Below are 25,922 nucleotides of genomic sequence, written 5' to 3' on the forward strand. Positions count from 1 at the left end.
CGTTTTCACTGTTTTTAATTCTATTGCCGCGCCTCAATCTTATAAACAAACTCTGTAAAAACGACTAGTCGTTCCATATGTGTTCTTATTTTGCGATTCCATGTTCCTGTGCAAGTGACTAAATTGAGTCTTCTTTTATTAGTTGGCCCAAACACTTGCTGCAGTGGTGCATCTTGATAAGGAAATGTTTCTTTTTTGATCACAACGAAAACTAGCTTATGCCCGTTTTCATCTATAATGGAAACAAAATCTCCTTGCTGAAGCTTTTTTAAGTTGTAAAAAATAGCAGGACCAACATAACCGTCCACATGGCCAGCTAAAACAGCATTACCAGGCTCACCAGGGGAAACGCCATCAGCAAACCAAGCTACTTCCTCTGTTTGATCGGTTATATTCATAACCCCGTTTTCATTTAAATGGGAAGGGTAAATGGATGCCGCCACATCAATAGCAGGAATCACGATTTGCACAGGCTTTGCTTCTTTAAGCGAATGAACCTCAGCAGAAACTAGATTACCGCTCAACAAAAATAGAACAGATAAAAAGAATAACTTACGCATTTTTCTTTCTTCTAAATAACGTAAACAATGACCATATAAGCATGCTTCCAAGTCCAATTAAAAGAGGTAGAACATTTGGTGCAGGTTGTTCCGTTCCTCCAAGTCCCGTCTTCGGTAGGCTACCTGGTAGCATCGTGTAATCAACTAAAACGATTGGCTCTAAATCATCTTCTGTATTAAAAGCATACACCGTATAAATATTATTTTGCTTCAATTCTACATTGGCTAAATCAACATTGCTATTTTCTCCACGAAGTTGAATTCCGTATTCCCCTGCATCGAGAATTTCATAATCAGTAATATCCCCATAGGAAACATCGCTAAATAGAATCGCGTCATTCATAATAGCGAAATCAGCGGTTGGTGTGTCAGGAGATAGATGTCCAATACGTACCATCGTTTGACCTAGTGGTACATCCATTGCATTTTCTACTAATTTCACATCGATGTTTTCAATTCTATTGGCCACTATTAGTGTGTAAACTTCGTTAGCACGAATGGAAAGTGTCGTATCTGCAAGTGCATCGTTCTCACCTTTCGTACCTGTTTCATAAATTTCTACTGTGTAATTACCTTCATTCACATTTATGTACTCAGAAGCATCTTTAAAATGAATCCCTTCTGCAATTAGTTCTCCATCTAAATAAATATCAACAGCAGGAGCATCTGGCACAGCGTGAAGAGCTCGAATCATAGAAGTGCCGTCCGTTGCTTCTCCGTGCGCAGATGGGATGTAGAGTGCAAATAATAGTAGTGGCACCAACGTGAAAAAAGCAAACAGTTTTCTTTTCATATATAAACCTCCTTCAAAATCTACCATTAACATTTGTAAAATATTTGAAGAGTATTCATAATGGAGGGTAATATTTCATAATAAGAAGGAAATCTCACGTTCATATAGAAAGGTTAGAAAAGAAGAATGGAGGGGAAATATGTACGAGTTAAAAACGAAGGAAACAGATTCAAGTGTAATTGAATTTATTGAAAGTGTTGAAAATGTGAAAAAGCGCGAGGATGCATACAAACTATTGGACATCTTTACAGAAACGTCTGGCTATGAAGCGAAAATGTGGGGAGCGTCCATTATTGGATTTGGCTCTTATCATTATAAATATAATTCAGGTCATGAAGGAGATGCACCGCTCGTTGGTTTTTCACCGCGGAAAGCGAATTTTAGTCTTTATTTTGCAACAGGAGACACAGAGCGAGAAGAGCTTCTAAAAAACTTTGGTAAGCATAAAGCAGGGAAGGCTTGTGTGTATGTTAATAAAGTGAACGACATCGATGTAGATGTATTAAAAGCATTAATTACGCAGTCAATACAATTTTTAAGAAAAACATATCCGCCACAAGACGAAAAGTAGCTTAGAAGTTTAAGCTACTTTTCCATATACTCGAATAAAAAGGATTGTCCATTCCGATAAAAGCGAGGGTCATATATACCAAGTCGCTCGTCATCATCAACAATAACGACAAATGGCGACCATTCATACAACGTTCTTGCTTCTGGAACTTCGGAGAAAAGCGTATTTAAATCAGCCTCTTCTTCTGACTGTAAAGAGTACTGTAAAGTTGGCTCTGTAAATAAACTAACATCTTTAATTACGACGGTATCATCTTGCTTACCAATTAAAGAATAATGCCAAGGTAAAAAGCTTGCGGACAGAGCAATTTGATCATAATCGTCTTTATATTTTTGATAAAGAGCAAAGCCTTGTGCTGATTGAACCGTAACGTGTAGAATAATGAGCACCCAAACGAGACGATATAGTTGATGACGATTGTACTTCCAATATCGTCTAGAGAAAAAACTAACCCCAATAATGAACCAAATAACTAAATCTACAATTGGAATCGTTCCAAACGTAATTCGGATACTGGAAAAAGGTTCTAAATAGCCTGTCCCCCAAGCATTAAATAAATCACTCGTATTATGTATAAACACAGCAAGGAGGGAAACATAAAAGAAACGCCAATCTTTTCTTTTTAAGTAAATCATGCTTAATAAAAAGAATAGAAGTGCCCATACCGGTACTAAAAAGAGCGAGTGAGTTATGCCACGATGCCATAATTGATACATTCCTTCTGTATCCCAAAGCTGCGAAATTACATCAATATCAGGGATTTGACTCGCGGCAATGGCGGTGACGAACATAGCTCGTTTAGTTTTTATATCATCTTGTCTTTTATCGACAGAACCGTATATAGTTAATCCGAATAATGTATGTGTAATGGTATCCATCTTTCAACTCCTTCTAGCACTGTTTGCTTTATTATACTGAAAAAGGAAGGATGAAAGAAAGCGATACAAACTGGAAAGAAAAAAACAACCAGAAGCGGTTGTTTTATTGCTTATCATTATCAATCTTCTGGAGGTAATGGGTCAATTTCAACAGACTCTTTTCCGTTTAACCCTAAATATAAAGTGCCGTAAAATAAACCAACGCCAATAGCAAGAATTAACATGAATCCAAAAAATGCAACGTATCCTCCTATCAAAATAAACCCTCCCTTTGTCGTGAGTGAAGCGTGAACTCTATACTGTGAAGTTTCACGTATAACCAATTTATGTGACAAAGAAGGAAAACATGATAGATTTTACGAGCATAAAAAAAGCACCATCGCTAGGAAGCAGATGGGCCAACACGTTACAATCTATTTATTTGCTCTTAAATTACCTAGCTCTTCCACAAGTGCTTGCATTTCGTTAGGACTAAAGGAATCTTTTTTCATTACTAACTCATAAATTTCTTTTAGCTCTTCGTACATTTCACCATCAAAATGAGAAGGTTTAATGGCACCTAAATTTAATACTTTTAGTTTTTGTTTAATTTCTTCTATCATGTACTCTACATTTTCAATAGACTTTTCAGAAAGATTCACAATATCATCCTTTCGTGTATATACGTACTATTTATACTATCAGAATTTAGTCAGTAATCAAGAAAACATCGAGAGAAAGTTTTCATAATTGTATATAATGGGAATAGAAAATGAAAAGGGAGAATGTGAAAAAATGGTACGAGTATTATTTGTATGTTTAGGGAATATTTGTAGATCGCCAATGGCAGAAGCTATTTTTAGATCTCTTATAAAAGAAGAAGGATTAGCTGGAAAAATAGAAGTAGATTCTGCCGGAACAGGGAACTGGCACGTTGGAAAGCCTCCGCATGAAGGAACACAATCGATATTAACGAAAAATAACATTAGCTTTGAAGGAATGAAAGCACGCCAAGTTCAAACGGAAGATGTAACTGCTTTTGATTACGTAATTGCGATGGACGCAGAAAATTTAGGAAACCTTCGTAAATTGGCTGGTTACACGAAAACAGGTTTTATCGGAAGACTGCTCGATTTTGTTCCGGAAAGTGAAATACTAGATGTACCAGATCCATATTATACAGGTAATTTTGAGGAAACATATGAGTTAGTGGGAAAAGGATGTCGGAATCTACTACAAAAAATAAAAGAAGAAAAGCAACTTTAAGGGAGAGAAACATAAATGAGTAATCGGAACAAACTATTAGAAGGTATGTTAATTGGAGCAGTAGTCGGAGCAGCAATCTCGCTATTAGACCGCGAAACGAGAGAAACGGTTATACATAATTCCAAAAGATATGGGCAAAAAATGAAATATGTTATTCAACATCCAGACGAAGTCACTCAGTCAGTTCGAGACAAATTTCACAACATTAAAGAAGCAGTTGAAGACGTTTCAGACGACCTTGAATATTTAAAAGGAAAAATGGACGAACTAAAAGAAACTACTCCAAAAATCGTTGAAATCGTAAAAGATACTAGCGAAGTTATCTCCAAACGAGTAGACAAAATGGATAAGTAAGGTATATGACCTAATTAGAGTTTGAGTGGTCGTAGAGGTTTAAGCATTAAAGTTTGAAACCATGAGTGGATCGGAGCGGAGGGAACTTGACTCCTGCGGGAGATAGAGGGAAGGTCGAGACCCCACAGGCGAAGCCGAGGAGGCTCGACTCCCTCCCCGCGGAAAGCAAGTTCCCGTAGCGAAGAGGAACGGACTAGCTTTATACTCAATATTAAGGTAGAAAACAAAACGAAAGGAGACAAAACGATGAACATTTTTTCTTTCGCAAAAACGATCCTCTTTCGTTTAGACACAGACGAAGCATTAGGAAGAGCGGCAGAACTATCCTACTTTTTCATCCTATCCCTGTTTCCTTTCTTAATCTTTTTACTAACATTAATCGCCTACCTTCCAATTTCTCAAGCAGACGTATTAAACGTCATCCGCCAATACGCACCAGGGGACACAATGCGAATTATTGAAGTCAACTTAGGACAAATCATGAACGAACAACGAGGCGGACTATTATCGTTCGGTTTAATCGGAGCAATTTGGGCTGCCTCAAACGGCATAAACGCCATCGTACGTTCATTTAATCGTGCATACGATGTTGACGAAGGCCGCCCCTTCCTTATCGCAAGAGGAATGGCAGTACTATTAACTTTTGCCATGGTGTTCATTATTATCGTTGCCTTGTTACTTCCGGTTTTCGGGAAAGAGATCGGTTTGTTTATTTTCTCTCATTTCGGCTTATCGCAGGAATTTTTAACGTTTTGGGAAGCCACTCGTCTAGTAGTGAGCGCGATTATTCTTTTCTTTGTGTTTATCGCACTGTATTTCGTTGCACCTAATGTGAAGCTACAACTTCGCCATGTGCTAGTAGGAGCTTTGTTTACGACGATAGGCTGGATGGCAGTTTCTTACCTTTTTGGATACTATGTTAGCAATTTTGGTAATTATTCCGCGATGTACGGTGGACTCGGTGGAATAATCGTCCTACTTATTTGGTTTTACATTTCAGGCTTGCTCATTATTATAGGTGGAGAAATTAATGCTCTATTGTTAAAAATTCATCATGAAAGAATTATTAGAAAGTCGTGAAGAAATTACCTGTCAATTTTACATGACATGAGGGAACGATATAAGAGAAAGACCACAACATGTTAAATGGAGGTTTTTTTCATGGCAAAGCATACGAAAAAAGACGGCGGTACGAAACAAAATAAAAACCAAAAACCAAAAAATAAAACGTCCGGAAGTGCTAATGGCCAAAACGGATATCATTAAATAGTGAAAAACGCGTTGTAGAGCTTTACGCCTCTATGACGCGTTTTTTTGTTGCTGTTGTAAGGGTATGAATATTCGTATTATTCCCAAAAGAATGTTGACTTTGCTTACATATTACGGAAAAATTTTATATAAGTGGAAATGAAATGGAGGGAATGTATGTGAAGAATAAAATAATCGTCTTTGTAACCTTTCTACTTATCGTTACGACAATAGAAGTAAAAGCCAATATCTCTTCTAAGTTTTTAGCTGTACCGAATGTTAAACAGGAACAATCACTTTGGTGCTGGTCAGCTTCAGGTGTATCGATATTAGGGTATAAAGGAAAAAACATCAATCAGTCTAGTTTTGCTCGAACTGTAAAAGGGTCAACAGCGAACCAATCAGCAACAGACAGAGAAGTGAGGTCAGGGTTATTAAATTGGGGTGTTAGTAGTTCACAATCTACTAGTGCGATCAGCTTTACCGAAGTTGTCAACCAAGTAAACAATAATCGTCCCATTTATGCGGGGCTATCATGGTACAGCTCCGGAAATCGAACGGGTGGGCATGCCGTTGTCATAAGAGGATACGTAACAGAATCAGGAACTAATTATGTTTCCTACATGGATCCAGCTAATGGAACTAGATATTCCATGGCGTTCAACGATTTTCGTGGCGGAACATCGAAGTCAAGACATTGGGATGGTACTTTATATAACGTTAGATAGGAGGGAGTAATTTAATGAAATGGATAGGTAGTATGTTAGTTATTTTAATGTCGCTTAGTTTACATGTTGCGAAAGCTTCCGACCAATCCGAAGAACTACTAGAAGCGGCAAATGAAGGGCTAGAAACGTTTAAGCGCGTCGTTGCCCATGAGTATGCTGGCTACGGATACGAAAGCGTTCAACAGCTAAACGAGGCAAAAATAGCTTTTGGAGTAGAAATTTTTCAATTAGATTTTGATGTGCTAGAAAGTAAAAAATATAAAAAAATAAGAGAAGCTACAATTGCGACGGACGAGTGGGAGTTTTTCGTTACTTCTAGTAATGATGTGTCTTCTATACTAAGGGTAGCGAAAGATGCTAACGGTGACTATAGTGCCGTTTCATTTGGAGGCGACGCAAAAAATCTTATAAGCATGATCCATTCAGTAGAAAAGTTAACCTCGATAATAGATCCTCTACTAATCGTAATCGGAAATAAATATTACATACTTTACGAAACTGTGAATGGAAAAGAGTATATGATGAAGGTTCCAGAACCGTCTGAATTTACGACGTATAGTGATGTAGATGCTAAAGATTTCGGTGAGAAGCTACTAGAAAATGTGAAAAAATTAAAGCCGGGTGAGCGTGGGGGAATTGATGGCGGAATTTTTCCAATTGAGACGGCTCAATCGAAAGAAGCATCTCCTATAATATCGGCAGAAAAAGGTTTAGTATCGATTACACTAATAGCTATTGTAATGACGTTATTCTTTTTCGTGAGAGAAAGGTATCGCAAAAAAGAGAGTTAAAATACGCAAAAAAGTGCTAATATTTACATATAGGATAGATAGTATACTTTAATACTGTTTATCCTATTCTTTATGGTGATTTTTTGAAAGGTTACGATGGTTTAAAAGTATCATTTTAGAGTCCCATGTTAAAATTAATGTTATAGTTAGAAAGATAAATTCTTAAAAATGAGTAGGTGAACAACATGATTGAAGTAAAAACATCTTCAGTTAGTGATGGGGAATTCAATAGAGGGGTATTTGCTACACGTGATATTAAAAAAGGAGAGCTTATACATGAAGCGCCTGTACTTTCTTATCCGAACGACCAGCATCAACATATCGAGAAAACAAATCTCGCTGATTACGCTTTTGAGTATGGGGAAAACCATTCAGCAATCCTTCTAGGATATGGAATGTTATTTAACCATTCTTATGAACCTAATGCAAATTATGAAATTAATTTTAGAAATCATACATTTGAATTCTATGCATTCACAAATATTAAAAAGGGCGATGAGATTCTAATCAATTATAATGGCGATGTCGATGACAAAGATCCGTTATGGTTTAATCAGGACTAAACAATCGTTAGTTGAATAAGAAAGGACGGGGTTGTTCTAAGAGTCAGTAAAGACTGACTTTTAGAATAACCCCGTCCTTTAATTTATTTTTCGAGCTTTTTTGTTTTGCTTACGTTATTTTAACAGTCTTAAACCGTTTAAAATAACGAGTATCGTGCTTCCTTCGTGACCGATCACACCGAAAGGTAAGTCAATAATTTGTAAAAAGTTAGAAGCAATAAGTAACATAATAACGGTAATGGAGAAAATAACATTTTGTTTAATAATCCGGTTCATTCGTTTCGATAATTCAATGGCTTCCGCGATTTTATTTAGATCGTTCTTCATTAATACAACGTCCGCTGTTTCTAATGCAACATCGGTACCTTCACCCATTGCAATTCCGACGTTTGCAGTTGCAAGTGCAGGTGCGTCATTAATACCGTCACCAACCATCCCAACTGCTGCAAATTTTTGTTTTAAATCTTTAATAGAACTCACTTTTTCTTCTGGCAAACATTCCGCAATATAGTTAGTAATGGCTGCTTCTTTTGCAATCGCACTAGCTGTTGTTTTGCTATCACCTGTTAACATAATAGCTTGAACATTTAAAGAAGTAAGCTGTTTAATGGCTGCAGCTGTTTCTTGGCGGACAATATCTTTTAAAGCAAGCACACCACAAATTCCTTGATCATCTTTTGCGAATACGACTGTTTTTCCTTCTTGGGCAAATGCTGACGTATCTGCAAATTTTAGCGCTTCATCTCTACCAACAAAATCAGCTTTTCCGATTAATATCGTTTTATTGTTTATAGTTCCGACAATTCCCCAACCAGCCTTATCTTCTAGTTGGTCTGGACGTTGTAACGGTTTCGTGCTGTTTTTTTTCGCATACGCCGTAATCGCTTGTGCTAACGGATGGTTTGAATGGCTTTCAATCGAGCCAACCGTGTATAGGAAATCTTCTTTTGTCCAATCGTCCCGAACAATAACATCGGTAACTTCAGGCTTCCCTTTCGTTAACGTTCCAGTTTTATCAAAAGCAATCGCTTGTAGGTTACTTAAGTTCTCTAAGTGAACGCCACCTTTGAACAAAATACCTTTTCTAGCACCGTTAGAGATAGCTGAAAGAGTTGCTGGCATAACAGATGCAACTAAGGCACACGGTGAGGCAACAACGAGTAATATCATCGCGCGATAAAACGTTTCGTTCCAGCTCCAACCTAGAAGTAGAACAGGTAAAAACATCATAAGTCCGACAACGATTAGAACGATTTTTACGTAAGGACCTTCAAAACGTTCAATAAACTGTTGAGAAGGGGATTTTTCACTTTGAGCGTTTTGGACAAGGTTTATGATTTTTTGGAAAAGCGTTTCATTTGCTCGTTTTTTTACTTCCACTGTAATCGAACCATTTAAATTCATCGTTCCTGCATAAACAATATCTTGTTCTTTTTTACTTTGTGGCATCGACTCTCCCGTAATAGCAGCTTCATCAATGTTTGAAGTTCCTTGAAGGATCGCGCCATCAGCTGGAATTCTCTCACCAGGCTTTACTAAAATCGTATCGCCAATTTGTAATTCAGAGATGTGAACTTTTTCTTCACGGCCACCAACAATACGCAATGCTTCTTCAGGTTGAATGTCCATTAGCGCAGATATTTCACGATTGCTTCGGTTCATCGTGTACGTTTCTAGTGCACCACTTAATGCAAAAATGAAAATGAGGATAGCTCCTTCCATCCAATACCCGATAATAGCAGCACCAATCGCCGCAAAGATCATCAACATTTCAACATTCAATTCTTTTTCTGCAATGGTATCTTCAATGCCTTCCTTCGCTTTGAAGAAGCCACCAATAACATAAGCTAAAATAAATATAGGTACGGAAACGGCTGTAAGCTCAACGTTCATTAATAACCAACCAACTAAAATAAGTACACCTGAAATAATGGCAAATAGTAATTCAATATGTTGTTTCCCTTTTTCTATTAAGCTAACTTTTTCTTCATTGTTCATCGCAATAGGTGTAGTCATTTGCTTCGTTTCAGCATTCATCCTTTTCCACGCTCCTTAGTATAAGATTAATAGATTGTATTTTACAGTGATGTTCTTATTTATAATAATTATAATATAGTAATTATTATAAATTAAGTCAAGGGAAAAAGCTAGTTATTTTTTATTTTATAAAAACCCAACGACCTACCTCCGCTTTTCTTCTTGCTAATGATTATCAACGTCACTTCCCCTATAAAACGACGAAAGCTGCCATCGGGTTACGATAGCAGCATTATAGCTTTTCTTTTTTAGATTATTTAATTTTTTAGTTACCTTTATTATAAACAACAACAGCTCGTTATGTCACTACTTTTAAGCCGTTTTCCCAACTAAAGATTTTTTTCCTTTTGTGATGAGAAGTATAGTGATGACTAAAAATAACGTACTAATAATGGTAAAGAAACTAATTCCTTCAAACAGTTGAATGAACAATCCACCGAGAATAGGACCTAGTAAGCTTCCAAAACTGAAAAAGATCCCACACATTAAATTTCCGGTTGGTAATAAGTTTTTAGGCATAAGATCGGTCATGTATGCTATCCCTAATGAAAAAGTCGAGCCAACAAACATACCGGCTAGAAAGATAGTAATGGCAAGACCGAAAAAGTAGCCTTCTAAAAATCCCGCTGTTGTAAAGGTGATAAATCCTAAAAGGAATACAGCGACAAGAATGTTTTTCCGTCCCCATTTATCACTTAACATCCCGAGTGGCAGCTGAAAAACAATTCCTCCAATTGCAAAGGCAGCTAATATAATGGAAACATTGCTTACTTCGAACCCTATTCGGAGCGCATAAACTGGAAAACTACCATTCAATGAAGCTTCTAAAAACCCATACGTGAGCGGGGGAAGAAACGCGATCCATCCATATTTCCATGCTAGTTTAAACCTTTTCAACGTATGGAAAAACGAGTTCATCTGAATATCTTGTTCTGGATAATCGTTGTGCAGGAAGAATACAAACGCCCAACCGATTAAACAAAGAACAGACGAGACGATAAACGGTAATGCCTCATTAATTTGTACTAAAGGAGTCATTAACGGCCCAGCAGCAAATCCTATTCCGAAGAAAAGCCCATAAAGAGAGATGTTTCTACCACGGCGATGTTCGGGTGAAAAAGCAGTAATCCAAGTTTGCGTTGCGAAATGGAGGGCGTGATCACCGATTCCAATTAATAGTCGTAACACGAACCAAAACCAAAACGTTTTCCAGAGTGGAAACATCGCAAGAGAAAGAAATACGAGCAAGCCACCAATAATAATGACTGGTTTATAACCGTACTTCCGTAAAGGTTGTTCCATAAAAGGAGAAGCGAGAAGTACTCCAATATATAAAGCAGTTGCATTTACTCCGTTTAAAAAGGAAGATACGCCTGCATTTTCAAAAATAATCGCAATAAGTGGCAGTAGCATCCCTTGACTAAAACCGGATATTGCAACAATACTAACTAAAATCCAAAACCGAAACCGATTCATAAAACCCTCCTACATATACGAAATTGCCTGTTGTCGACAATTGTAGAATTATGCTGTTAATTAAGATATAATATTATCTTTACACCATAATAGATGTTAACTGTAAAATGTAGACAAAACAAGAGTTTTTCATCAATTAGTTCAAGCTAGAAAGAAGTAACTAAAAAGTAATTGTAATATAATTGAATGAAGAGAGAATAGGAGGGATAATGATGGAATTTAAAATGAAAGACGGAGGATTCTTGGCTGATTTACCTTATGGGGAACTTCACGTATCAGGTGATGAGCAGTTCGGCTTTCGACCATACCAGTTAATGGTTTCATCCATTGCAGTATGTAGCGGAGGGGTCTTGCGAAAAATACTTCAAAAAAAGCGTCTAACCGTAAAAGATATGCATATACATACAAAGGTGGAACGAAACGAGCAGGAGGCAAATCGACTTGAAAAAATCCACTTGCACTATATTATTAAAGGTGAGAATTTGCCTGAAAAACATGTAGAGCAAGCAATGGAACTTGCTCGAAAAAACTGTCCAATGGTCCAATCTGTTATCAATAGCATCGAAGTAACGGAATCATTTGAAATAGTAGAATAAATTAAGTTTCAAAAAAAAGAAAAGACTCCGCGGGGGGAAGCCGCTAGAGTCTTCAAGAACATAGGACAATGTGAAAAATTAAATTTCTTAAGTATTACACTGAAGGATAGTAGGAACTTAACTTTTAAAAGGTTAACTGATGTTCGGAGTAATGCTACCTCCTTTCAAGGTTGTAGTTACTCTATATCCCTCCCTCACTTTAAGTATACTATACTATATAGTTGGACAGTTGTAAATATTCTGATAAATTTAAAGTTTTTTTCATAAATGAGATATTTTTTGTTTACAATAGTAGGACAAGGTATAACAAGAAGGAGATACACATGTTAAAAAGAGCTGTTTTTTACTTAATAGGATTACTCATTTTATCGTTTGGCGTTAGTTTAACGATTGTGTCAGATTTAGGTGCAGGAGCGTGGGACGCGTTAAACGTTGGTCTCTCAATTAGAATCGGCCTAACGGTTGGTAGTTGGGTATTTATCGTAGGTATTATTTTAATTGTAGTTAATGCTTTCTTAAGAAAACATAAACCTGATTATTTAGCAGTCATTACGATCTTTTTAGTCGGATCGTTTATTGATTTTTGGCTATATATGTTGTCCAACTTAGAACCAACGGGCTTCCTATTCAAATTGCTCGTTTTACTTGCCGGTATGACGTTACTGAGCCTTGGAATTGCAACGTATTTACAGGCGAAATTCCCAGTTATCCCAATCGATAACTTAATGTTGGCACTACAAGACCGACTTGGATTTAAGCTAATGACAGCAAAAATGACAGGCGAATTAATTGCACTAGTACTTGCTTTAATCTTCGGCGGCCCAATTGGATTAGGGACTATTATCGTTACGTTTGGAGTAGGACCAATCATTCAATTGTTCTTTCCGACAATGGAAAAACTATATGGGAAATGGATGCACGAGGGGTGAGGATCTCTCGTGTTTTATTTTTGCATATTAAGCAGTGAAACAGAGCGCTTTGGGGATAATCTGTAGTATATTACATGAAATCAATATGTTATTATAATAGAAAGAATTATAATGGTGGTGATTTTTATGGGGAAAATACATTCTTCCGAAGAACTGATGAATCATATTGCTAATATGAATAGTGAAAATTCTGTATTTCAGTTTTCTATTCCAGGTAAAGGGAAATTTACTCTTGTCCTACAAGAAGAAGATAAAAAAACCATAAAGGTTGAATCAGAAGAAAATCCTGAACTCGAGCTTATGTTAAAGGAGAGTATGGAACAGTACGAAAATGGGCGTGGTATGACTACGACAGAGTTATTAAAATCACTTACTAAAAAGGATTTTATGTAATGATTGGTCGAAATATTATTTGGTCCCCTGCTGTTAAGGAAAAACTAACTTCGTTTAGAAGTGAAAGGTTTACACCAGAAGAAACGCTTGATTTTATTTCTCAGTTTATCTTAGAAACCGAAGAACTACTGCAAAATAATGTAATAGGTAAATTGTATACAGAAGAATATGGTAAATATAAGGTATCTCAAGAGTTGTAGTAAAGAAATTTAGAGTCTATTACAAATTGGTAGAAAAGGATGTTATTGTTTTAGCCGTCCTTTTCCCAGGTGAAAACTAATTAAATATTCCATATATGCGGCCATATTTTTATATGGTCTTTTTTGTGTTTGAGTAGGAGTAGTTGTTCAGAACGGAGGGCATGTTGAACAGAACCCTCAAGTTGTTGTACAGAAATGCTGTTGAGTTGAACAGAAAGAGAAATCGGCTGGGAGCTGTAACTCCGAACATGAAGTAGTTGTCCAGAATGGAGCGCATGTTGAACAGAATTCCCAAGTTGTTGAACAGAAATCATGTTGAGTTGAACAGAAAGTGAAATGGGCTGGGAGATGTAACTTCAAATTAGAAGCAGTTGTCCAGAACGGAGCGGATGTTGACCAGAACCGCCAAGTTGTTGGACAGAAATACTGTTGAGTTGAACAGAAAGTGAAATCGGTTGGGTACTGTATCTCCAAATTTGGAGCAGTTGTCTAGAACGGATCGGATGTTGAACAGAAGCCTCAAGTTGTTGAACAGAAATCCAGTTGAGTTGAACAGAAAGTGAAATGGGCTGGGAGATGTAACTTCAAATTTGAAGCAGTTGTCCAGAACGGAGCGGATGTTGAAAAACCCAGGTTGTTGAACAGAACCCCAGTTGAGTTAAACAGAAAGTGAAATTTATCTAGAAAAAGAAAGTCTAACCCCAAGAGTAGTTTTGCAAAATACACTAGACTACTTTCCTCCAACTAATTTTTTATGCCGAACGTGGATAATATTCCTTCTATTCGAAAAAAATAAAAGCAAACAAAATAAAAAGGCTAGTGAAAGGAGTTTAGCAACGTGAGACTCTTCAAAGTAATGCTCGTTTTTATGTTAATGTTTATTATCGCTCCTTCAGCTCATTCGGCAGAGAAAGGGCAAGAAGATAAGCAGCAAGGAAAAGTTCAAATACCAAGCTCCGTGCTCGATATTTCAAAAGAAAATACGTACCCAAACCCAACGGAGGATATTCCGTATTTACAGCCTAGTGAATTAACACAAGAACTAATTGATTCTTCTAACGTGAAAATTGAAAATCCACAGCTCATTAAAATGTTAAACGAATCAAATATTTCTCCTTCGCCTGTAGCGTTAGGGTACCGAGCAACCATTTATTTAGGACAATGGCCGCTCTATTACGATTCGGCAGAAACGAACGTAAACTGGGAATACCAAAAAATCAACACGAACTACATTGATAATCGCGGTGGAAAAGCACCGGTTCAAATGAAATATCGTCAAGAAGCACAAAAGCATATTAAAGGCGGTTTAACCTCTAAAGTCGCAAGCGATGGCGAAGTGAAACAAATGATGATGTTAAAAGCGATGGAAAAAACGAAGTTACCATTATCCTTCAGCACAATTATTGGAGCAGGCACGAAAAAAGACCAGGTGTATAACGTTCCCGTTAATAAACTTGGCTATTTATATGCGTATTCTCCAGCTGTAAATGAAAAAGGAAAAGTAACATATGGGGAAGTCTATTTAGAGCTAAAAGGTAGTAAAAAAGCAATTGTTGTGAAAAATGTAACTTCTCAAGGAATTGGTGCATGGATTCCTATCCAAGATCACGCATCATTCATTTTTGCTGCAAGCGACCGACCAAGATAAGAAAAAGAGTCTTCCAACCCGGAAAAAAGGTTGAAAGACTCTATTTTTATTTTGATAAAACTGCACTCTTTGTAGAAAAATCTTCGTTTGGATAATATGCATTTTTTACTAAAATATTCGGACCTAAACATTGAACAGCTGGACAATGGCAGCTTAGTTGTTTGGCAATTTTACTTTCATTCCATTTGTTATAAGCTTCAGGAAGAGAAGTAGTTTGGATATTACCAAGCGCTGGTGTATCACCAAAGTCAGTGACGATAATGTCCCCGTTAAAAATGTTCACGTTAAGTCTTGAGCGACCGTCCGGGTCATTACGAACCGTCACGTTTTTCGCTGCGTACAGTTTTTTCAATAGAGCTAAATCTTCCTCGTTAGAGCTACAAGCATAAAACGGCAACGTACCAAATAACATCCACACATTTTCGTCGCGAATGTCTAATAAACGATGGATAGCGTCGCGCATTTCTTCTAATGAAAGAACTTCTAAGTTGCTAGCAAAGTCACTTGGGTACATAGGGTGAACCTCATGACGTTGACAATTCATTTCTTCCACGATTTGCTTATGAATGTTTTCGATATGAGGAAGTGTTCGCTTATTCAACATCGTTTCGGCGGAAACAATAACTCCAGCTTTTGTTAATGCTTTCGAGTTATCAATCATTCTTTGGAAGTATTTCGCCCGCTGTTCATAGGAAGGTTTTCTCTCCATCATCGCGAAACCACCTTCGACGAAATCATCGATAGTTCCCCAGTTATGAGAAATATGCAAAACGTCAAGGTAAGGAACGATTAGTTCGTAACGAGCAAGATCTAACGTTAAATTTGAGTTTATTTGAGTGCGAACCCCTCTTTCATGGGCATACTTTAACAGAGGCACGACGTAATCAGTAACGGATTTTTTAGAGAGCATCGGTTCTCCACCCGTTATACTAATAGAACGCAGGTGAGGAATTTCCTCTAATCGGCGTATTAACAACTCTAACGGAAGTGCATCAGGGTCTTTCGGCTGTAACGTATAACCAACTGCACAATGCTCACAACGCATGTTACAAATAGTAGTAGTCGTAAATTCAACGTTCGTTAGTGTCATTTTGCCATATTGTTCTACATCTAAATAAGCTTCCCAAGGATCAAAGCTTGGAGTAATAGCTTGTAAAGGTGCTTTCGTTTTCATTTATATAAAACTCCTTCTAAAACAAAATTACTCTTCATTGTATCACGAAAGCGAGCAAATTAGACCGTGAATTTTGCGAGTACTTGCAACGAACACGCGGTTTCAGTACTATAAACTAAGAAAGAAAGGAGCGGTCAAAACAATGGGTAAGGCAACACATAACAAAGACGATCAAGTATCATACTTAAAAAATCGACTAAATATGTTCCTAGAGGTAATCGACTCAATGGATCCTGAATCAACTGAGGTAGAGGACATCGATCGATTAATTGAAATGTTAGATGATTTAGAAGTGAAGTATAACCAATTTAAAAAAGAGTGGTAAACTTAGGGACTGTCCAAAAATCAGTAGCGGCTGACTTTTGGACTTTTTTTATTTTTATTGGTGTGGTAAGTATGGTGAGTATTAATGAAGATCAATGGCATAAAAAGGAGGCTGGAGACTGTCGGGTTGACCAAAGTGGATTTGTTAGTGCGAAAGGTAGAGCAGTTGGCCGAAAAAGTGATTCAGTTGGCGCAAAAGGACTTGCAGTTGGCCGAAAAGCGATTCGGTTGGCGGAAAAGGACTTGCAGTTGGCCGAAAAAGCGATTCAGTTGGCGGGAAAGGGCTTCCAGTTGGCCGAAAAGTTGGTTCACTTGGCGGGAAAGGACTTGCAGTTGGCCGAAAAAGCGATTCAGTTGGCGGGAAAGGGCTTCCAGTTGGCCGAAAAGTTGGTTCACTTGGCGGGAAAGGACTTCCAGTTGGCCGAAAGATGATTCACTTGGCGGGAAAGGACTTCCAGTTGGCCGAAAGATGATTCATTTGGCGGGAAAGGAACTACGGTTGGCCGAAAAAGCGATTCAGTTGGCACAAAACAGAGTCCAGTTGGCCGATAAAAAGACCCCAATGGAATAAAAGAGAAGGCAACCAACACAGTAAATTGTTGACGGTTACAAATTCCTTTCAACAATTCCAAATAAGCAGTATAATAATTATTGTACAATTATTTATATATAAAATACTCACTATATACGGGGATAGGAGAGGAATTTTTAAAATGGAAAAAATATTAGACAGCTTGTATGAGCTAGTTGTTGAAACGTCCACGAAATTACCGAAAGATGTTCGTCGTGCGATTGCAAAAGCAAAGTTGAGCGAAAGTGCTGGAACGCGCGCTGCAATGTCACTAGCGACGATCACAAATAATATTAAAATGGCTGACGAAAACGTATCACCAATTTGTCAGGATACAGGTTTACCAACTTTCAAAATTAAAACTCCAGTTGGCGTAAACCAATTAAAAATAAAAGACGCTATTTATAAAGCAATGGCAGAAGCAACAAAACATGGGAAACTACGTCCAAACTCTGTTGACTCTTTAACAGGAGATAACAGTGGAGATAACTTAGGACCAGGAACTCCTGTGATAAAGTTTGAACAATGGGAAGAAGATTACATCGATGCGCGCCTTATTTTAAAAGGTGGCGGTTGTGAAAATAAAAACATTCAATATAGCTTACCGACTGAGCTAGAAGGACTTGGCCGTGCTGGTCGTGACTTAGACGGCATTCGCAAATGTATTATGCACTCTGTCTATCAAGCACAAGGACAAGGCTGTAGTGCTGGGTTCATCGGAGTTGGAATTGGTGGAGACCGTACATCTGGTTACGAGCTTGCGAAAGAACAATTATTCCGCAGTAACGATGACATAAATCCAGTAGAAGAGCTTCGTCAATTAGAAGAGTACGTAATGGAAAATGCAAACAAACTAGGAATTGGAACAATGGGCTTCGGTGGAGAAACGACGTTACTAGGCTGTAAAGTTGGCGTCATGAACCGTATTCCAGCAAGCTTTTTCGTATCTGTTGCTTATAACTGTTGGGCATTCCGTCGCTTAGGGATGAAAATTAATCCGGAAACAGGCGAAATTATGGAGTGGTTATACCAAGATGGCGACATGATTGACTTTAAAGATGAGCAAGTGGAAGAGGCTACTGAAAAGAATGATTCACGTGAAGTGGTGTTAACGGCTCCAATTACAGAAGAACAAATTCGTGAGCTTAAAGTAGGGGACGTGGTACGCATTACAGGTAGAATGTACACTGGCCGTGACGCGATTCATAAATATTTAATGGATAACGACGCACCTGTTGATTTAAATGGTCAAATCATTTACCACTGTGGACCAGTTATGATGAAAGACGAAGATGGAAATTGGCACGTAAAAGCAGCTGGCCCAACGACAAGTATTCGTGAAGAACCTTACCAAGGAGATATCATGAAGAAATTCGGTGTCCGTGCCGTTATCGGTAAAGGTGGAATGGGTGCAAAAACTTTAGCGGCCTTAAAAGAACACGGTGGCGTATACTTAAATGCAATCGGTGGAGCGGCACAATATTATGCAGATTGTATTAAAGGAGTAGACGGAGTCGACTTAATGAAATTCGGTATTCCAGAAGCAATGTGGCATTTAAATGTAGAAGACTTCACAGCCGTTGTAACAATGGATTCACACGGCAATAGCTTACATGAAGATGTAGAAAAAACGTCATTAGAAAAATTAGAGCAATTTAAAGAGCCGGTATTTAAATAAAAATTAACAAATGGAACTTCCGCGAATTTGGAGGTTCCATTTGTTTTTTGAAATTCACTTTCTTAACTCAATTTTCACCGCCTTGGCTTTACCTGGATAACTTGCTTCAATCTCTTCGCCATCCAACCAAATGTCGATCTCATTACCTACTTTAAACCCTTTAACATCATCGTAAGTTATATAAATTAAGGTGAGGTTTCTATCCATCAACTCTTCAATTGGAATATCTTTTATTTCATCAAATTCTTTAGAAGATATACGTTCTGCAACCAATAAACCTTTCCCATCTACTTCGAGAATATACCCTGTTGTGTGAGGAGGTTTTGGGTCAAAATTTTCTATTGAACAACCCGTCATGAATGCAATAAACATCAGTAAAATCAGCCGATTTTCTACAAGAATAAACGCTTTTATTTTACAGGCTTCATACAAATCGGTTTTCACCATTAAAAATCACGCCTCATATTGATTATCTTACATAATTCTATTCGCATTCACTTTTTTTCTTCGTTTCACTAACATGCCCCGTGAGTTGAACAGTAAAAAATGTTAATCTATTAGGTAAATTTAGTTGGAACCAAAAAATTTACTTAACCTTGCTTTTCGATAGTTTTATAATATTCGATTCCTAAAATAACTAGACCTATAAGTGTAAAAATCACTCCTAAAATGAATGGAAATCCTAAGAACAATGACTGTACAACTTCATTTCCAAATTGTTTCGCTCCAAAGATTGCATGCCATAACTTTGATTTACCAGACCATGCCGTAATATGAATTGCATATATAGTTCCACATAAAATAATTGTTAATGTGGTTAATAATCCACCTAACATTATAAATCCGCCAATTACGGTTCTTTTCATAAATTTACGCCCCCTATTTTAACTCTTCTCCCAGTTAGTACAATAACTTCCACAAAAAAAGCATTTCTCCTTCTTGAAGAAACGCTCTCTGTTATTTCAACACTAACTCCTTTACTCGTTCGCTGTGTTGTTTTTAACCGTAAATTTTATTCTTTACCGATGTCCCTTTTTTGCATCAAGAATAAACATAGATGCATCTTGTCCCATGAATAGTTTATCTCCAGAATAAAAAGTTTTGAATTGAATGTCTTTGTACCCGATTTTAGTCATCATGTCAGTTAACTCTTCTGGATTAAATCCGTTATGAACAATATCTGAAACTACTTTTTCATTTTTATTAAAATCCACTATTAGTAGATGTCCACCTTCATTCAGAACATCAAACAGTCTTGATAAAACAAATTCAACATCAGGAATATGAAGTAGGACCTGACCCATAAATATATAGTCGGCTTGTAAATCAGTCGGTCTTTCCTTTTCAATATCAAAGCAGAGTGTTTCTGCATTATGAATATTAAAATCAGCTATTTTTTGTTCTATTTCATTGATCATATTTTGTGACGAATCAAGAAAAAGTACAGAATGAAACTCGTTTAACAAATTCATTCCGACAAGCCCAGTTCCACACCCAAAATCGATTGCAGATTTACTTTTAGCGTCAACTAAATGATTGCGGATGGCATCTGAGCATACCTTTGCAATTTCGATTCTTTCAGGTGTGTCATATTTATTAGCTATCATTTCAAACTTATCTGTATTTCCCATTATAAACTCTCCAATCAGCTTAATTAACAGACCTAAACATAAAAACGTCATTTTTCAGCATACCAGTCTGTATATGACAATTCAACAAACCTGTCCTGTTGAATCAAGATATAACGTTTACCTATATCTTCATGAAATATTAACCCTTCCTTTTTGGCAATATAAATAAGAATTAATTGAAAGGTGGATGGTAGATAATATGTATTTTTATAAAGAAGATTTAATTAATATGATTGTCCCTGATAAACCAGATCCTCATGCGGCAAAAGTTCTTCAGGAAGCACTTGGAGGGCAATTTGGTGAAATGAGAACTTTGATGCAATTCTCATTCCAAAGTGCAAATTTCAGGGGGAAAGCGAAACAATATCGTGACCTAATCCGAGGAATATTTCTAGAAGAACTTAGTCATGTAGAGCTCGTTCAAACGACAATTAACCAACTTTTAAACGAATCGGGAGGGGATATGCCAGGAAACCAGGCATCTGATGCGGCTCCATTAGATGATGTGATACAATCTGGTGCAAACCCTCATCATTATATTATGGGTGCAAAAGCTTCCCTGCCAGTTGATGCAGGAGGCAACCCATGGAATGGTTCATGGGTATATGACCATGGAAACCTTGTGGCAAATTTACTTAATAATGTTGTGCTAGAGTCGACCGGTGTTCTTCAGAAGTCGAGAATTTACGAGATGAGCAGCAATAAAACGCTAAGGGAAACAATCGCTTTCTTAATTGTACGTGATAATGCCCATCAAAATGCATTTGCTAAAGCATTAGAAACATTAGGTGTCGATTGGGGAAAGCTATTTCCGATTCCCAACTATGATTTAAACAAATATCCAGAATGTCGTAAATATGTAGAAATGGGCTTCCATAATGCCCAATTCAACTTCCGCCTAGATGATACGAGAATTGGTGAAATCTTTCAGGGGACAACTCCAAGCAGAAATGGCGGAGAGTTGGCAGTCATTGATCCACCACAAGGCTATCCAGTTCCGGAAATGCCAGATATGCCAAATGAGCATGCCCCAGGTCTTTTTGATCTTAATAATTGAGGGGTTAATAAACGAATACTACGCCCTTTGCTTTAGGGCGTTTTTCATTTTTGGAATTAGTGTTGCTTATTGTACTAAAGCATACGTTTTTCAATAAAAATTATTTTGAATTTATATAGTAAATTAAGTTATCAGTCCATTCATCAAATTCATAGATAAAACCTTTTCTTATACATTCAAATTGCATTCCAACACTTTCGGCTAATTTTATCGAAGGAGTATTATCGAGATTAATGTGTGCTTCTATACGGTGAAAGTTTAGCTTATTAAAAGCAAGAATTATTGCTGCTTTTACAGCTTCCTTTCCAAAACCTTGTCTCCAAAATTGGTTATGAATTGTATAACCTAATCTTGCCCATTGAAAATCATCCCTCATAATTGTAGAGAAATCTATTGCACCTAAATGAGCATTATCTTCTATTCGAAATATACCAAATACATATACTTTGTCATCCAAAGCCATCTGTTGCTGGTTATTTAACAATTCTCCAAACCATTCTTTAGTGCAAATGCTCATATCTATTTTACCGTCATCATATTTGTGCTGTGAAGGCAATCTATTATTAAATTGGGTTAACCAATTTGAAAAATCTCCTTTGATATATGGCCTTATTATTAATCTATCTGTCACTATATTATAGTTAAAATTACACAAACAAACACCTCATCATAATTTTTAGGATTTTGCTTAAACTAACCTGTCTCGTTGGTACAATAACTGAAGAGGAAAATTTCATTTTAATTTTTTAGTTCTTGTTAAAATTTCAGAAACACCGATTGCAATACTTGCATTAAGCATTGCGAGTACAGAGAAAATTATAGCTGTTCCATCATATCCAGTAAAAAAATTCATTACGAAAAAAATAAAACTAAAGAAAAATACTACAATACCAAAGAGATATAAGAATCTATCCATTATGACCAACACCCAATCTTAAACAAATTTTTAATTTTATGCTTCAAAAACAGCCATTGAAGCATTTCTAAAGTAAATTTTTCACCAAGAGAAAGCTTTGCTTCTTCTTAAAGAAAACTCAATCCTTCTTTTCCAACAAGGACACAATTTTCTCGTTCTGTTCAATTAGCTTATCAAGTTTTTTAGCAATCGCATTGGAATTATTAGCTCGTATGGAAGAATTTATTAGTATCCTCCGTATAAACATTGAAAAAGATATGACAAATAATAAAATAAGTGCAAATACAATAATAAAAAAATAGGCAGTCGTATGTCCCATCTTCAAAACCCTCCATTCCATTTGTGTTTATAGGTAAACCAAAGTGAGAAACTAATAAAATTTGACGGTGCTGCCAGTAAAAAAACTTACCTTCTCCGACTAAAGTTAAGTCATTTCTAAACGTTGCAACAAACGAAATTATAGTTGTAACAAAACGCTCTTGTTTACTTCAAGCTATCCCATATAGTTTCATCAACCATAAAATATCTTTCATGTGAACATGAAGCAAATAAACATTTCTCGTTATGATAAAACATTAAGTCTTCGGGTAATTCAGGGTTAAGCCAATCGAAAACAGAATTGCTACGTTCTTTTAAGAATAGCTTTGTCGCATTATTTAAATAAAAATAATAAACATATGCTGTGTCCTCACGAAGCTTTGTTGTTTCCCATTCTTGTTGAATTTTTCTTTCGATTAGATGTTCAGCGATATCGGAAATTAATGTATCAATATATGTAAGACGATCTTCTTCAATATCCATCATCTGTCTGTTTTCTACAAATGCAAAACGATTACAATTCGTTGATAAAATGTCTATTAATTGTTTATATGATTTACCCTTTATATTTCTTTCGATCATTAGCATTATAAGATTCTCCCCATACATATAGCTTTACTGACAAGTATGATGACATTAAATAATGTTTAATTAACCTCATTGTATCACGGTTTCCATATATTGTATTGAAAATTTTGATGATTAGGTCTATCTATTGAAAAGAAAAACTCGCCAAAATTTAGCGAGTTTTTGGTCATTATGATAATGATTTCAGGCATCTGATATGACAAATAATTATAAAATTTCCAGTAAATGTGTGGACGAGGGACCTGTCCCCTTGTCCCATCCCCGTGTCCCACAAAAATGGAAAACACTGCAGAGTATTTATGAAACATTGGTAACGGAAACTAGAGGTAGATAAAATAAATGTAAAGGAGGAATGAACATGCGGAAAGGGATGTTAGGTTTCCTTTTGATCAGCTGTTTGTTTTTATCAACTTTTCTTCCTAATATTACTGCTGCAACAGCTTATTCGAATACGTCCATTCATTGGGGGTTCAAACGAAGTCAAAATCACGAGCCGCCTGATGCTGGGAAACAATATAATGAACTTTTGAAGAAATATGGTGCGAAATATTTAGGGGATACATCGAAGAAAGAGATTTATTTAACGTTTGATAACGGTTATGAAAATGGGTATACGTCGCAAGTGCTTGATGTGTTAAAGGAAAAGAAAGTACCGGCAACGTTTTTTGTAACAGGTTATTATTTAAAAGACCAACCAGAATTAGTTCGTCGTATGGCGAGAGAAGGGCATATTGTTGGCAATCACTCATGGCATCACCCTGATTTAACGACAGCGAATGACGTTCGGGTGAAAAAAGAGTTACAAATGGTAAAAGATGAGTATGAAAAAATTACTGGAATTAAAGAAATGCGTTACGTTCGACCACCAAGAGGCATTTTTAGTGAACGTACGATGGCAATCGCTAAAGACGAAGGATATCAACACATTTTTTGGTCGCTAGCTTTTGTTGATTGGAAAACGGATCAACAAAAAGGATGGAAGTACGCGTATGACAATATTATGAAGCAAATCCATCCTGGAGCGATTATTTTACTCCATACGGTTTCTAAAGATAACGCCGAAGCATTAGGTAAAGTCATTGATGATCTTCGAAAAGAAGGGTATGAATTTAAAAGCCTAGACGAGTTAAATGAACCCACAACAATACCTGATCCGTTAATGCTAATTCAAAATTAACAGTGAGGACTGACAAACACGTCAGTCCTTTACTTCGCAAGTAAATGTATACGAAACTTCACCATTTTTCCACTGTGCCACTACTTCATAAATATAGTACCCAGTTTCATCAGGGATATGAAAAGTATTATCCGTTAGCTCTACTTCATTTAACCTCTCCGTCTCTGACCAAAGATATACGGTTAAATTTGCCTCTTCCTTTTCAAATTGAAAAGAAACCGTTTCTCCTTTTTTCACTTGAATAGGTTCCATGCTTTCTGCAATTTGGTTGGGAGACGCTGCATCTGTCATAACGACTTCTGTACCGCTCAAAGTTTTTCTCTCCCACCTATAGCCCCCGGGTTCCATCGGATATGTCACTTCATTTACAATCACACTACCTGGGTATTTAGGTGAATCAACTTCATCAATACTTTCATCAACAGGAGAAATCCCAGACGAACATCCAACGAGTATAAGAAAAACGATAAGGACTACTAATTTTTTCATAAAAATGCCCACCTCTCTTTTTTTCATTGGACGTAGGTGGGCAGGAAAAAGTTACAAGTTTTCTATCAATGAACTTTAATGCTTCCACTCGAAACCTTCAGTTCAATCGAATGTGTTCCATTACCGTGAGAAGCTTCCACAGAGCGACGGTCCTCATCTATTTGATCAAAAGGGAAACCTGTATTAATATGGCCACTACTAATCGAACCGTTCAGCGTAAAGTCTGCATCTTTCGGTAATTGAAGAGTTGCTCTACCGGAACTTACTTGCATTTTGACATCACCAGTAAGCTCATCCACAGATACTTGTAAATTTCCAGACGATACATTTGCATCAAAGGACCCCACTATATTTCGAATCGTCGTGTTTCCTGAACGAACGTCAAAGCTTCCGTCTTCTACTGTTACATTGCGAATCGTTACGTTTCCGGAAGAAACATCGCTTTCCAACATTTTTGCTTGAATATGCTCGAGCTTGGCATTTCCAGAACGAATATCTAATTGTAACTCTTCTAAAACAATTGGGTTACTTGCACTTCCTTCAAAGTTCACATTCCCTGAACCGATATCAAACTCCATCGTTTTATTAAACGACTCTGGAATATAAACTGTTATCTTTTGGCGACCAAAAGAGAAAAACCGAAACGTTGGCGGTTTGTATTCCACAGCAATTGTTTTTCCTTTCTTCTCAACAAGCACGTCACCTTTACCTTCAAGTTTTGCTTTGACACTACTTCGGTCTTCTGTGACAACTTCGATACTGGAGCTTGAACCCTCTATCGTAATCGTATTGATGGAATCCGTTACGGCAACCTCATCCGATTTGCTATTCCCAAAAGACCAACTTGCATTAATAATTAAATTGTAAATAGTAAAAAGGGCAATGAGTAAAAATAACCCCATTCCTAAATATTTCATTGTGACCCCAACTCCATTCGTATTATCTATTTCTAGTGTATGGTAAAACGTTTCCTAATCCTATACTCTTCA

The 25,922-nt window shown here is 36.9% G+C and carries 34 protein-coding genes; 17 read left to right on the forward strand and 17 right to left on the reverse strand.

The genetic code is table 11. The annotated features are described in order from the left end of the window. Positions 1-20: 20 nt before the first annotated feature. Positions 21-560, reverse strand: a complete 540-nt coding sequence (locus BC6307_RS01250) for a class F sortase (protein WP_066421636.1) — start codon at positions 558-560, stop codon at positions 21-23. Next, positions 553-1,353: a DUF4397 domain-containing protein gene (locus BC6307_RS01255; RefSeq protein WP_066421638.1), complete on the reverse strand. Its 801-nt coding sequence runs from the start codon at positions 1,351-1,353 to the stop codon at positions 553-555. The genes BC6307_RS01250 and BC6307_RS01255 overlap by 8 nt, the downstream gene beginning before the upstream one ends. A gap of 139 nt (positions 1,354-1,492) precedes the next feature. Between BC6307_RS01255 and BC6307_RS01260 the strand changes: the two genes are divergently transcribed. After that, a complete protein-coding gene (locus BC6307_RS01260; protein ID WP_066421640.1) occupies positions 1,493-1,924 on the forward strand; it encodes a DUF1801 domain-containing protein in 432 nt (143 codons plus the stop codon). Between the two features lie 14 nt (positions 1,925-1,938). Here the strand turns inward: BC6307_RS01260 and BC6307_RS01265 are convergent, their stop codons facing one another. The 3 genes from BC6307_RS01265 to BC6307_RS01270 all read right to left on the reverse strand — a co-directional run bounded on the left by BC6307_RS01265 (position 1,939) and on the right by BC6307_RS01270 (position 3,443). Continuing rightward, entirely contained in the window at positions 1,939-2,802 is an 864-nt protein-coding gene (locus BC6307_RS01265; protein WP_066421643.1) for a metal-dependent hydrolase, read from the reverse strand. Positions 2,803-2,921: 119 nt separating this feature from the next. Then, positions 2,922-3,059 (reverse strand): hypothetical protein, encoded by a 138-nt coding sequence (locus BC6307_RS24640; RefSeq protein ID WP_157076723.1) that lies wholly within the window; start codon positions 3,057-3,059, stop codon positions 2,922-2,924. A 156-nt stretch (positions 3,060-3,215) separates the two neighbouring features. Continuing rightward, positions 3,216-3,443, reverse strand: a complete 228-nt coding sequence (locus BC6307_RS01270; RefSeq protein ID WP_066421646.1) for a DUF1128 domain-containing protein — start codon at positions 3,441-3,443, stop codon at positions 3,216-3,218. A gap of 133 nt (positions 3,444-3,576) precedes the next feature. On the opposite strand from BC6307_RS01270, the gene BC6307_RS01275 reads away from it, so the two are divergent. The 6 genes from BC6307_RS01275 (at position 3,577) to BC6307_RS01300 (ending at position 7,731) form a co-directional block, all read left to right on the forward strand. Then, positions 3,577-4,047 carry a low molecular weight protein-tyrosine-phosphatase gene (locus BC6307_RS01275; RefSeq protein WP_066421649.1) on the forward strand — a complete coding sequence of 157 codons (471 nt, stop codon included), beginning with the start codon at positions 3,577-3,579 and terminating at the stop codon, positions 4,045-4,047. 15 nt (positions 4,048-4,062) lie between these two features. After that, complete coding sequence (locus BC6307_RS01280) at positions 4,063-4,401, forward strand: YtxH domain-containing protein (protein WP_066421651.1); 339 nt, start codon at positions 4,063-4,065, stop codon at positions 4,399-4,401. A 246-nt stretch (positions 4,402-4,647) separates the two neighbouring features. Beyond that, positions 4,648-5,481, forward strand: coding sequence for a YihY/virulence factor BrkB family protein (locus BC6307_RS01285; protein WP_066421275.1), 834 nt, complete (start codon positions 4,648-4,650; stop codon positions 5,479-5,481). Positions 5,482-5,828: 347 nt separating this feature from the next. Continuing rightward, entirely contained in the window at positions 5,829-6,377 is a 549-nt protein-coding gene (locus BC6307_RS01290) for a papain-like cysteine protease family protein (RefSeq protein WP_066421277.1), read from the forward strand. 14 nt (positions 6,378-6,391) lie between these two features. Beyond that, positions 6,392-7,168 carry a hypothetical protein gene (locus tag BC6307_RS01295; RefSeq protein WP_066421278.1) on the forward strand — a complete coding sequence of 259 codons (777 nt, stop codon included), beginning with the start codon at positions 6,392-6,394 and terminating at the stop codon, positions 7,166-7,168. A 185-nt stretch (positions 7,169-7,353) separates the two neighbouring features. Continuing rightward, on the forward strand, positions 7,354-7,731 hold the full coding sequence (locus tag BC6307_RS01300) for an SET domain-containing protein (RefSeq protein ID WP_066421281.1): 378 nt from the start codon (positions 7,354-7,356) through the stop codon (positions 7,729-7,731). 114 nt (positions 7,732-7,845) lie between these two features. Here BC6307_RS01300 and BC6307_RS01305 read toward each other — a convergent pair whose 3' ends face one another. Both BC6307_RS01305 and BC6307_RS01310 read right to left on the reverse strand, forming a co-directional pair. Then, positions 7,846-9,768: a heavy metal translocating P-type ATPase gene (locus BC6307_RS01305; protein ID WP_066421284.1), complete on the reverse strand. Its 1,923-nt coding sequence runs from the start codon at positions 9,766-9,768 to the stop codon at positions 7,846-7,848. Positions 9,769-10,080: 312 nt separating this feature from the next. Further along, positions 10,081-11,244: an MFS transporter gene (locus BC6307_RS01310; RefSeq protein ID WP_066421285.1), complete on the reverse strand. Its 1,164-nt coding sequence runs from the start codon at positions 11,242-11,244 to the stop codon at positions 10,081-10,083. Between the two features lie 212 nt (positions 11,245-11,456). On the opposite strand from BC6307_RS01310, the gene BC6307_RS01315 reads away from it, so the two are divergent. From BC6307_RS01315 to BC6307_RS01335, 5 genes are all read left to right on the forward strand, one after another. Beyond that, positions 11,457-11,840, forward strand: coding sequence for an OsmC family protein (locus BC6307_RS01315; protein WP_066421286.1), 384 nt, complete (start codon positions 11,457-11,459; stop codon positions 11,838-11,840). Between the two features lie 323 nt (positions 11,841-12,163). Beyond that, complete coding sequence (locus BC6307_RS01320; protein ID WP_066421287.1) at positions 12,164-12,769, forward strand: YczE/YyaS/YitT family protein; 606 nt, start codon at positions 12,164-12,166, stop codon at positions 12,767-12,769. 126 nt (positions 12,770-12,895) lie between these two features. Then, positions 12,896-13,162, forward strand: coding sequence for a hypothetical protein (locus BC6307_RS01325; RefSeq protein ID WP_066421288.1), 267 nt, complete (start codon positions 12,896-12,898; stop codon positions 13,160-13,162). After that, positions 13,162-13,362, forward strand: a complete 201-nt coding sequence (locus BC6307_RS01330) for a hypothetical protein (RefSeq protein ID WP_235858325.1) — start codon at positions 13,162-13,164, stop codon at positions 13,360-13,362. Before BC6307_RS01325 ends, BC6307_RS01330 begins: the two co-directional genes overlap by 1 nt. Positions 13,363-14,230: 868 nt before the next feature. After that, positions 14,231-15,010: a YfkD famly protein gene (locus BC6307_RS01335; protein WP_084380296.1), complete on the forward strand. Its 780-nt coding sequence runs from the start codon at positions 14,231-14,233 to the stop codon at positions 15,008-15,010. Between the two features lie 46 nt (positions 15,011-15,056). Here BC6307_RS01335 and yfkAB read toward each other — a convergent pair whose 3' ends face one another. Then, entirely contained in the window at positions 15,057-16,184 is a 1,128-nt protein-coding gene (gene yfkAB, locus BC6307_RS01340) for a radical SAM/CxCxxxxC motif protein YfkAB (RefSeq protein ID WP_066413945.1), read from the reverse strand. A gap of 142 nt (positions 16,185-16,326) precedes the next feature. Between yfkAB and BC6307_RS01345 the strand changes: the two genes are divergently transcribed. From BC6307_RS01345 to BC6307_RS01355, 3 genes are all read left to right on the forward strand, one after another. Continuing rightward, a complete protein-coding gene (locus tag BC6307_RS01345; RefSeq protein ID WP_066413942.1) occupies positions 16,327-16,509 on the forward strand; it encodes an SE1561 family protein in 183 nt (60 codons plus the stop codon). Beyond that, positions 16,503-16,940, forward strand: a complete 438-nt coding sequence (locus tag BC6307_RS01350; RefSeq protein ID WP_157729267.1) for a hypothetical protein — start codon at positions 16,503-16,505, stop codon at positions 16,938-16,940. Before BC6307_RS01345 ends, BC6307_RS01350 begins: the two co-directional genes overlap by 7 nt. Before the next feature lie 281 nt (positions 16,941-17,221). Further along, positions 17,222-18,757: a fumarate hydratase gene (locus tag BC6307_RS01355; protein ID WP_066413937.1), complete on the forward strand. Its 1,536-nt coding sequence runs from the start codon at positions 17,222-17,224 to the stop codon at positions 18,755-18,757. A 54-nt stretch (positions 18,758-18,811) separates the two neighbouring features. On the opposite strand, the gene BC6307_RS01360 is transcribed toward BC6307_RS01355, so the two are convergent. The 3 genes from BC6307_RS01360 to BC6307_RS01370 all read right to left on the reverse strand — a co-directional run bounded on the left by BC6307_RS01360 (position 18,812) and on the right by BC6307_RS01370 (position 20,388). After that, positions 18,812-19,204, reverse strand: a complete 393-nt coding sequence (locus BC6307_RS01360) for a DUF3221 domain-containing protein (protein WP_066413933.1) — start codon at positions 19,202-19,204, stop codon at positions 18,812-18,814. Positions 19,205-19,347: 143 nt separating this feature from the next. Further along, positions 19,348-19,623: a hypothetical protein gene (locus BC6307_RS01365; protein ID WP_066413930.1), complete on the reverse strand. Its 276-nt coding sequence runs from the start codon at positions 19,621-19,623 to the stop codon at positions 19,348-19,350. A gap of 153 nt (positions 19,624-19,776) precedes the next feature. Continuing rightward, positions 19,777-20,388 carry a class I SAM-dependent methyltransferase gene (locus BC6307_RS01370; RefSeq protein WP_066413928.1) on the reverse strand — a complete coding sequence of 204 codons (612 nt, stop codon included), beginning with the start codon at positions 20,386-20,388 and terminating at the stop codon, positions 19,777-19,779. A gap of 199 nt (positions 20,389-20,587) precedes the next feature. Between BC6307_RS01370 and BC6307_RS01375 the strand changes: the two genes are divergently transcribed. Next, complete coding sequence (locus BC6307_RS01375) at positions 20,588-21,445, forward strand: manganese catalase family protein (protein WP_066413926.1); 858 nt, start codon at positions 20,588-20,590, stop codon at positions 21,443-21,445. Positions 21,446-21,545: 100 nt separating this feature from the next. On the opposite strand, the gene BC6307_RS01380 is transcribed toward BC6307_RS01375, so the two are convergent. From BC6307_RS01380 to BC6307_RS01395, 4 genes are all read right to left on the reverse strand, one after another. Then, positions 21,546-22,100, reverse strand: coding sequence for a GNAT family N-acetyltransferase (locus tag BC6307_RS01380; protein ID WP_066413922.1), 555 nt, complete (start codon positions 22,098-22,100; stop codon positions 21,546-21,548). Between the two features lie 78 nt (positions 22,101-22,178). Then, positions 22,179-22,361 carry a hypothetical protein gene (locus tag BC6307_RS01385; protein WP_066413919.1) on the reverse strand — a complete coding sequence of 61 codons (183 nt, stop codon included), beginning with the start codon at positions 22,359-22,361 and terminating at the stop codon, positions 22,179-22,181. A 118-nt stretch (positions 22,362-22,479) separates the two neighbouring features. Continuing rightward, on the reverse strand, positions 22,480-22,680 hold the full coding sequence (locus BC6307_RS01390) for a DUF4083 family protein (protein WP_066413916.1): 201 nt from the start codon (positions 22,678-22,680) through the stop codon (positions 22,480-22,482). Between the two features lie 164 nt (positions 22,681-22,844). Then, entirely contained in the window at positions 22,845-23,267 is a 423-nt protein-coding gene (locus BC6307_RS01395) for a stage III sporulation protein AH (RefSeq protein ID WP_066413907.1), read from the reverse strand. A 358-nt stretch (positions 23,268-23,625) separates the two neighbouring features. On the opposite strand from BC6307_RS01395, the gene pdaA reads away from it, so the two are divergent. Beyond that, positions 23,626-24,444, forward strand: coding sequence for a delta-lactam-biosynthetic de-N-acetylase (gene pdaA / locus BC6307_RS01400; protein WP_066413905.1), 819 nt, complete (start codon positions 23,626-23,628; stop codon positions 24,442-24,444). 21 nt (positions 24,445-24,465) lie between these two features. Here the strand turns inward: pdaA and BC6307_RS01405 are convergent, their stop codons facing one another. Further along, positions 24,466-24,933 (reverse strand): hypothetical protein, encoded by a 468-nt coding sequence (locus BC6307_RS01405; RefSeq protein ID WP_066413904.1) that lies wholly within the window; start codon positions 24,931-24,933, stop codon positions 24,466-24,468. 65 nt (positions 24,934-24,998) lie between these two features. Beyond that, the gene (locus tag BC6307_RS01410) at positions 24,999-25,850 is read right to left on the reverse strand and encodes a DUF4097 family beta strand repeat-containing protein (protein ID WP_066413902.1); all 852 of its coding nucleotides are present in this window, start codon (positions 25,848-25,850) and stop codon (positions 24,999-25,001) included. Between the last annotated feature and the right edge of the window lie 72 nt (positions 25,851-25,922).

It is taken from the genome of Sutcliffiella cohnii, assembly GCF_002250055.1.
Taxonomy (GTDB): domain Bacteria; phylum Bacillota; class Bacilli; order Bacillales; family Bacillaceae_I; genus Sutcliffiella; species Sutcliffiella cohnii.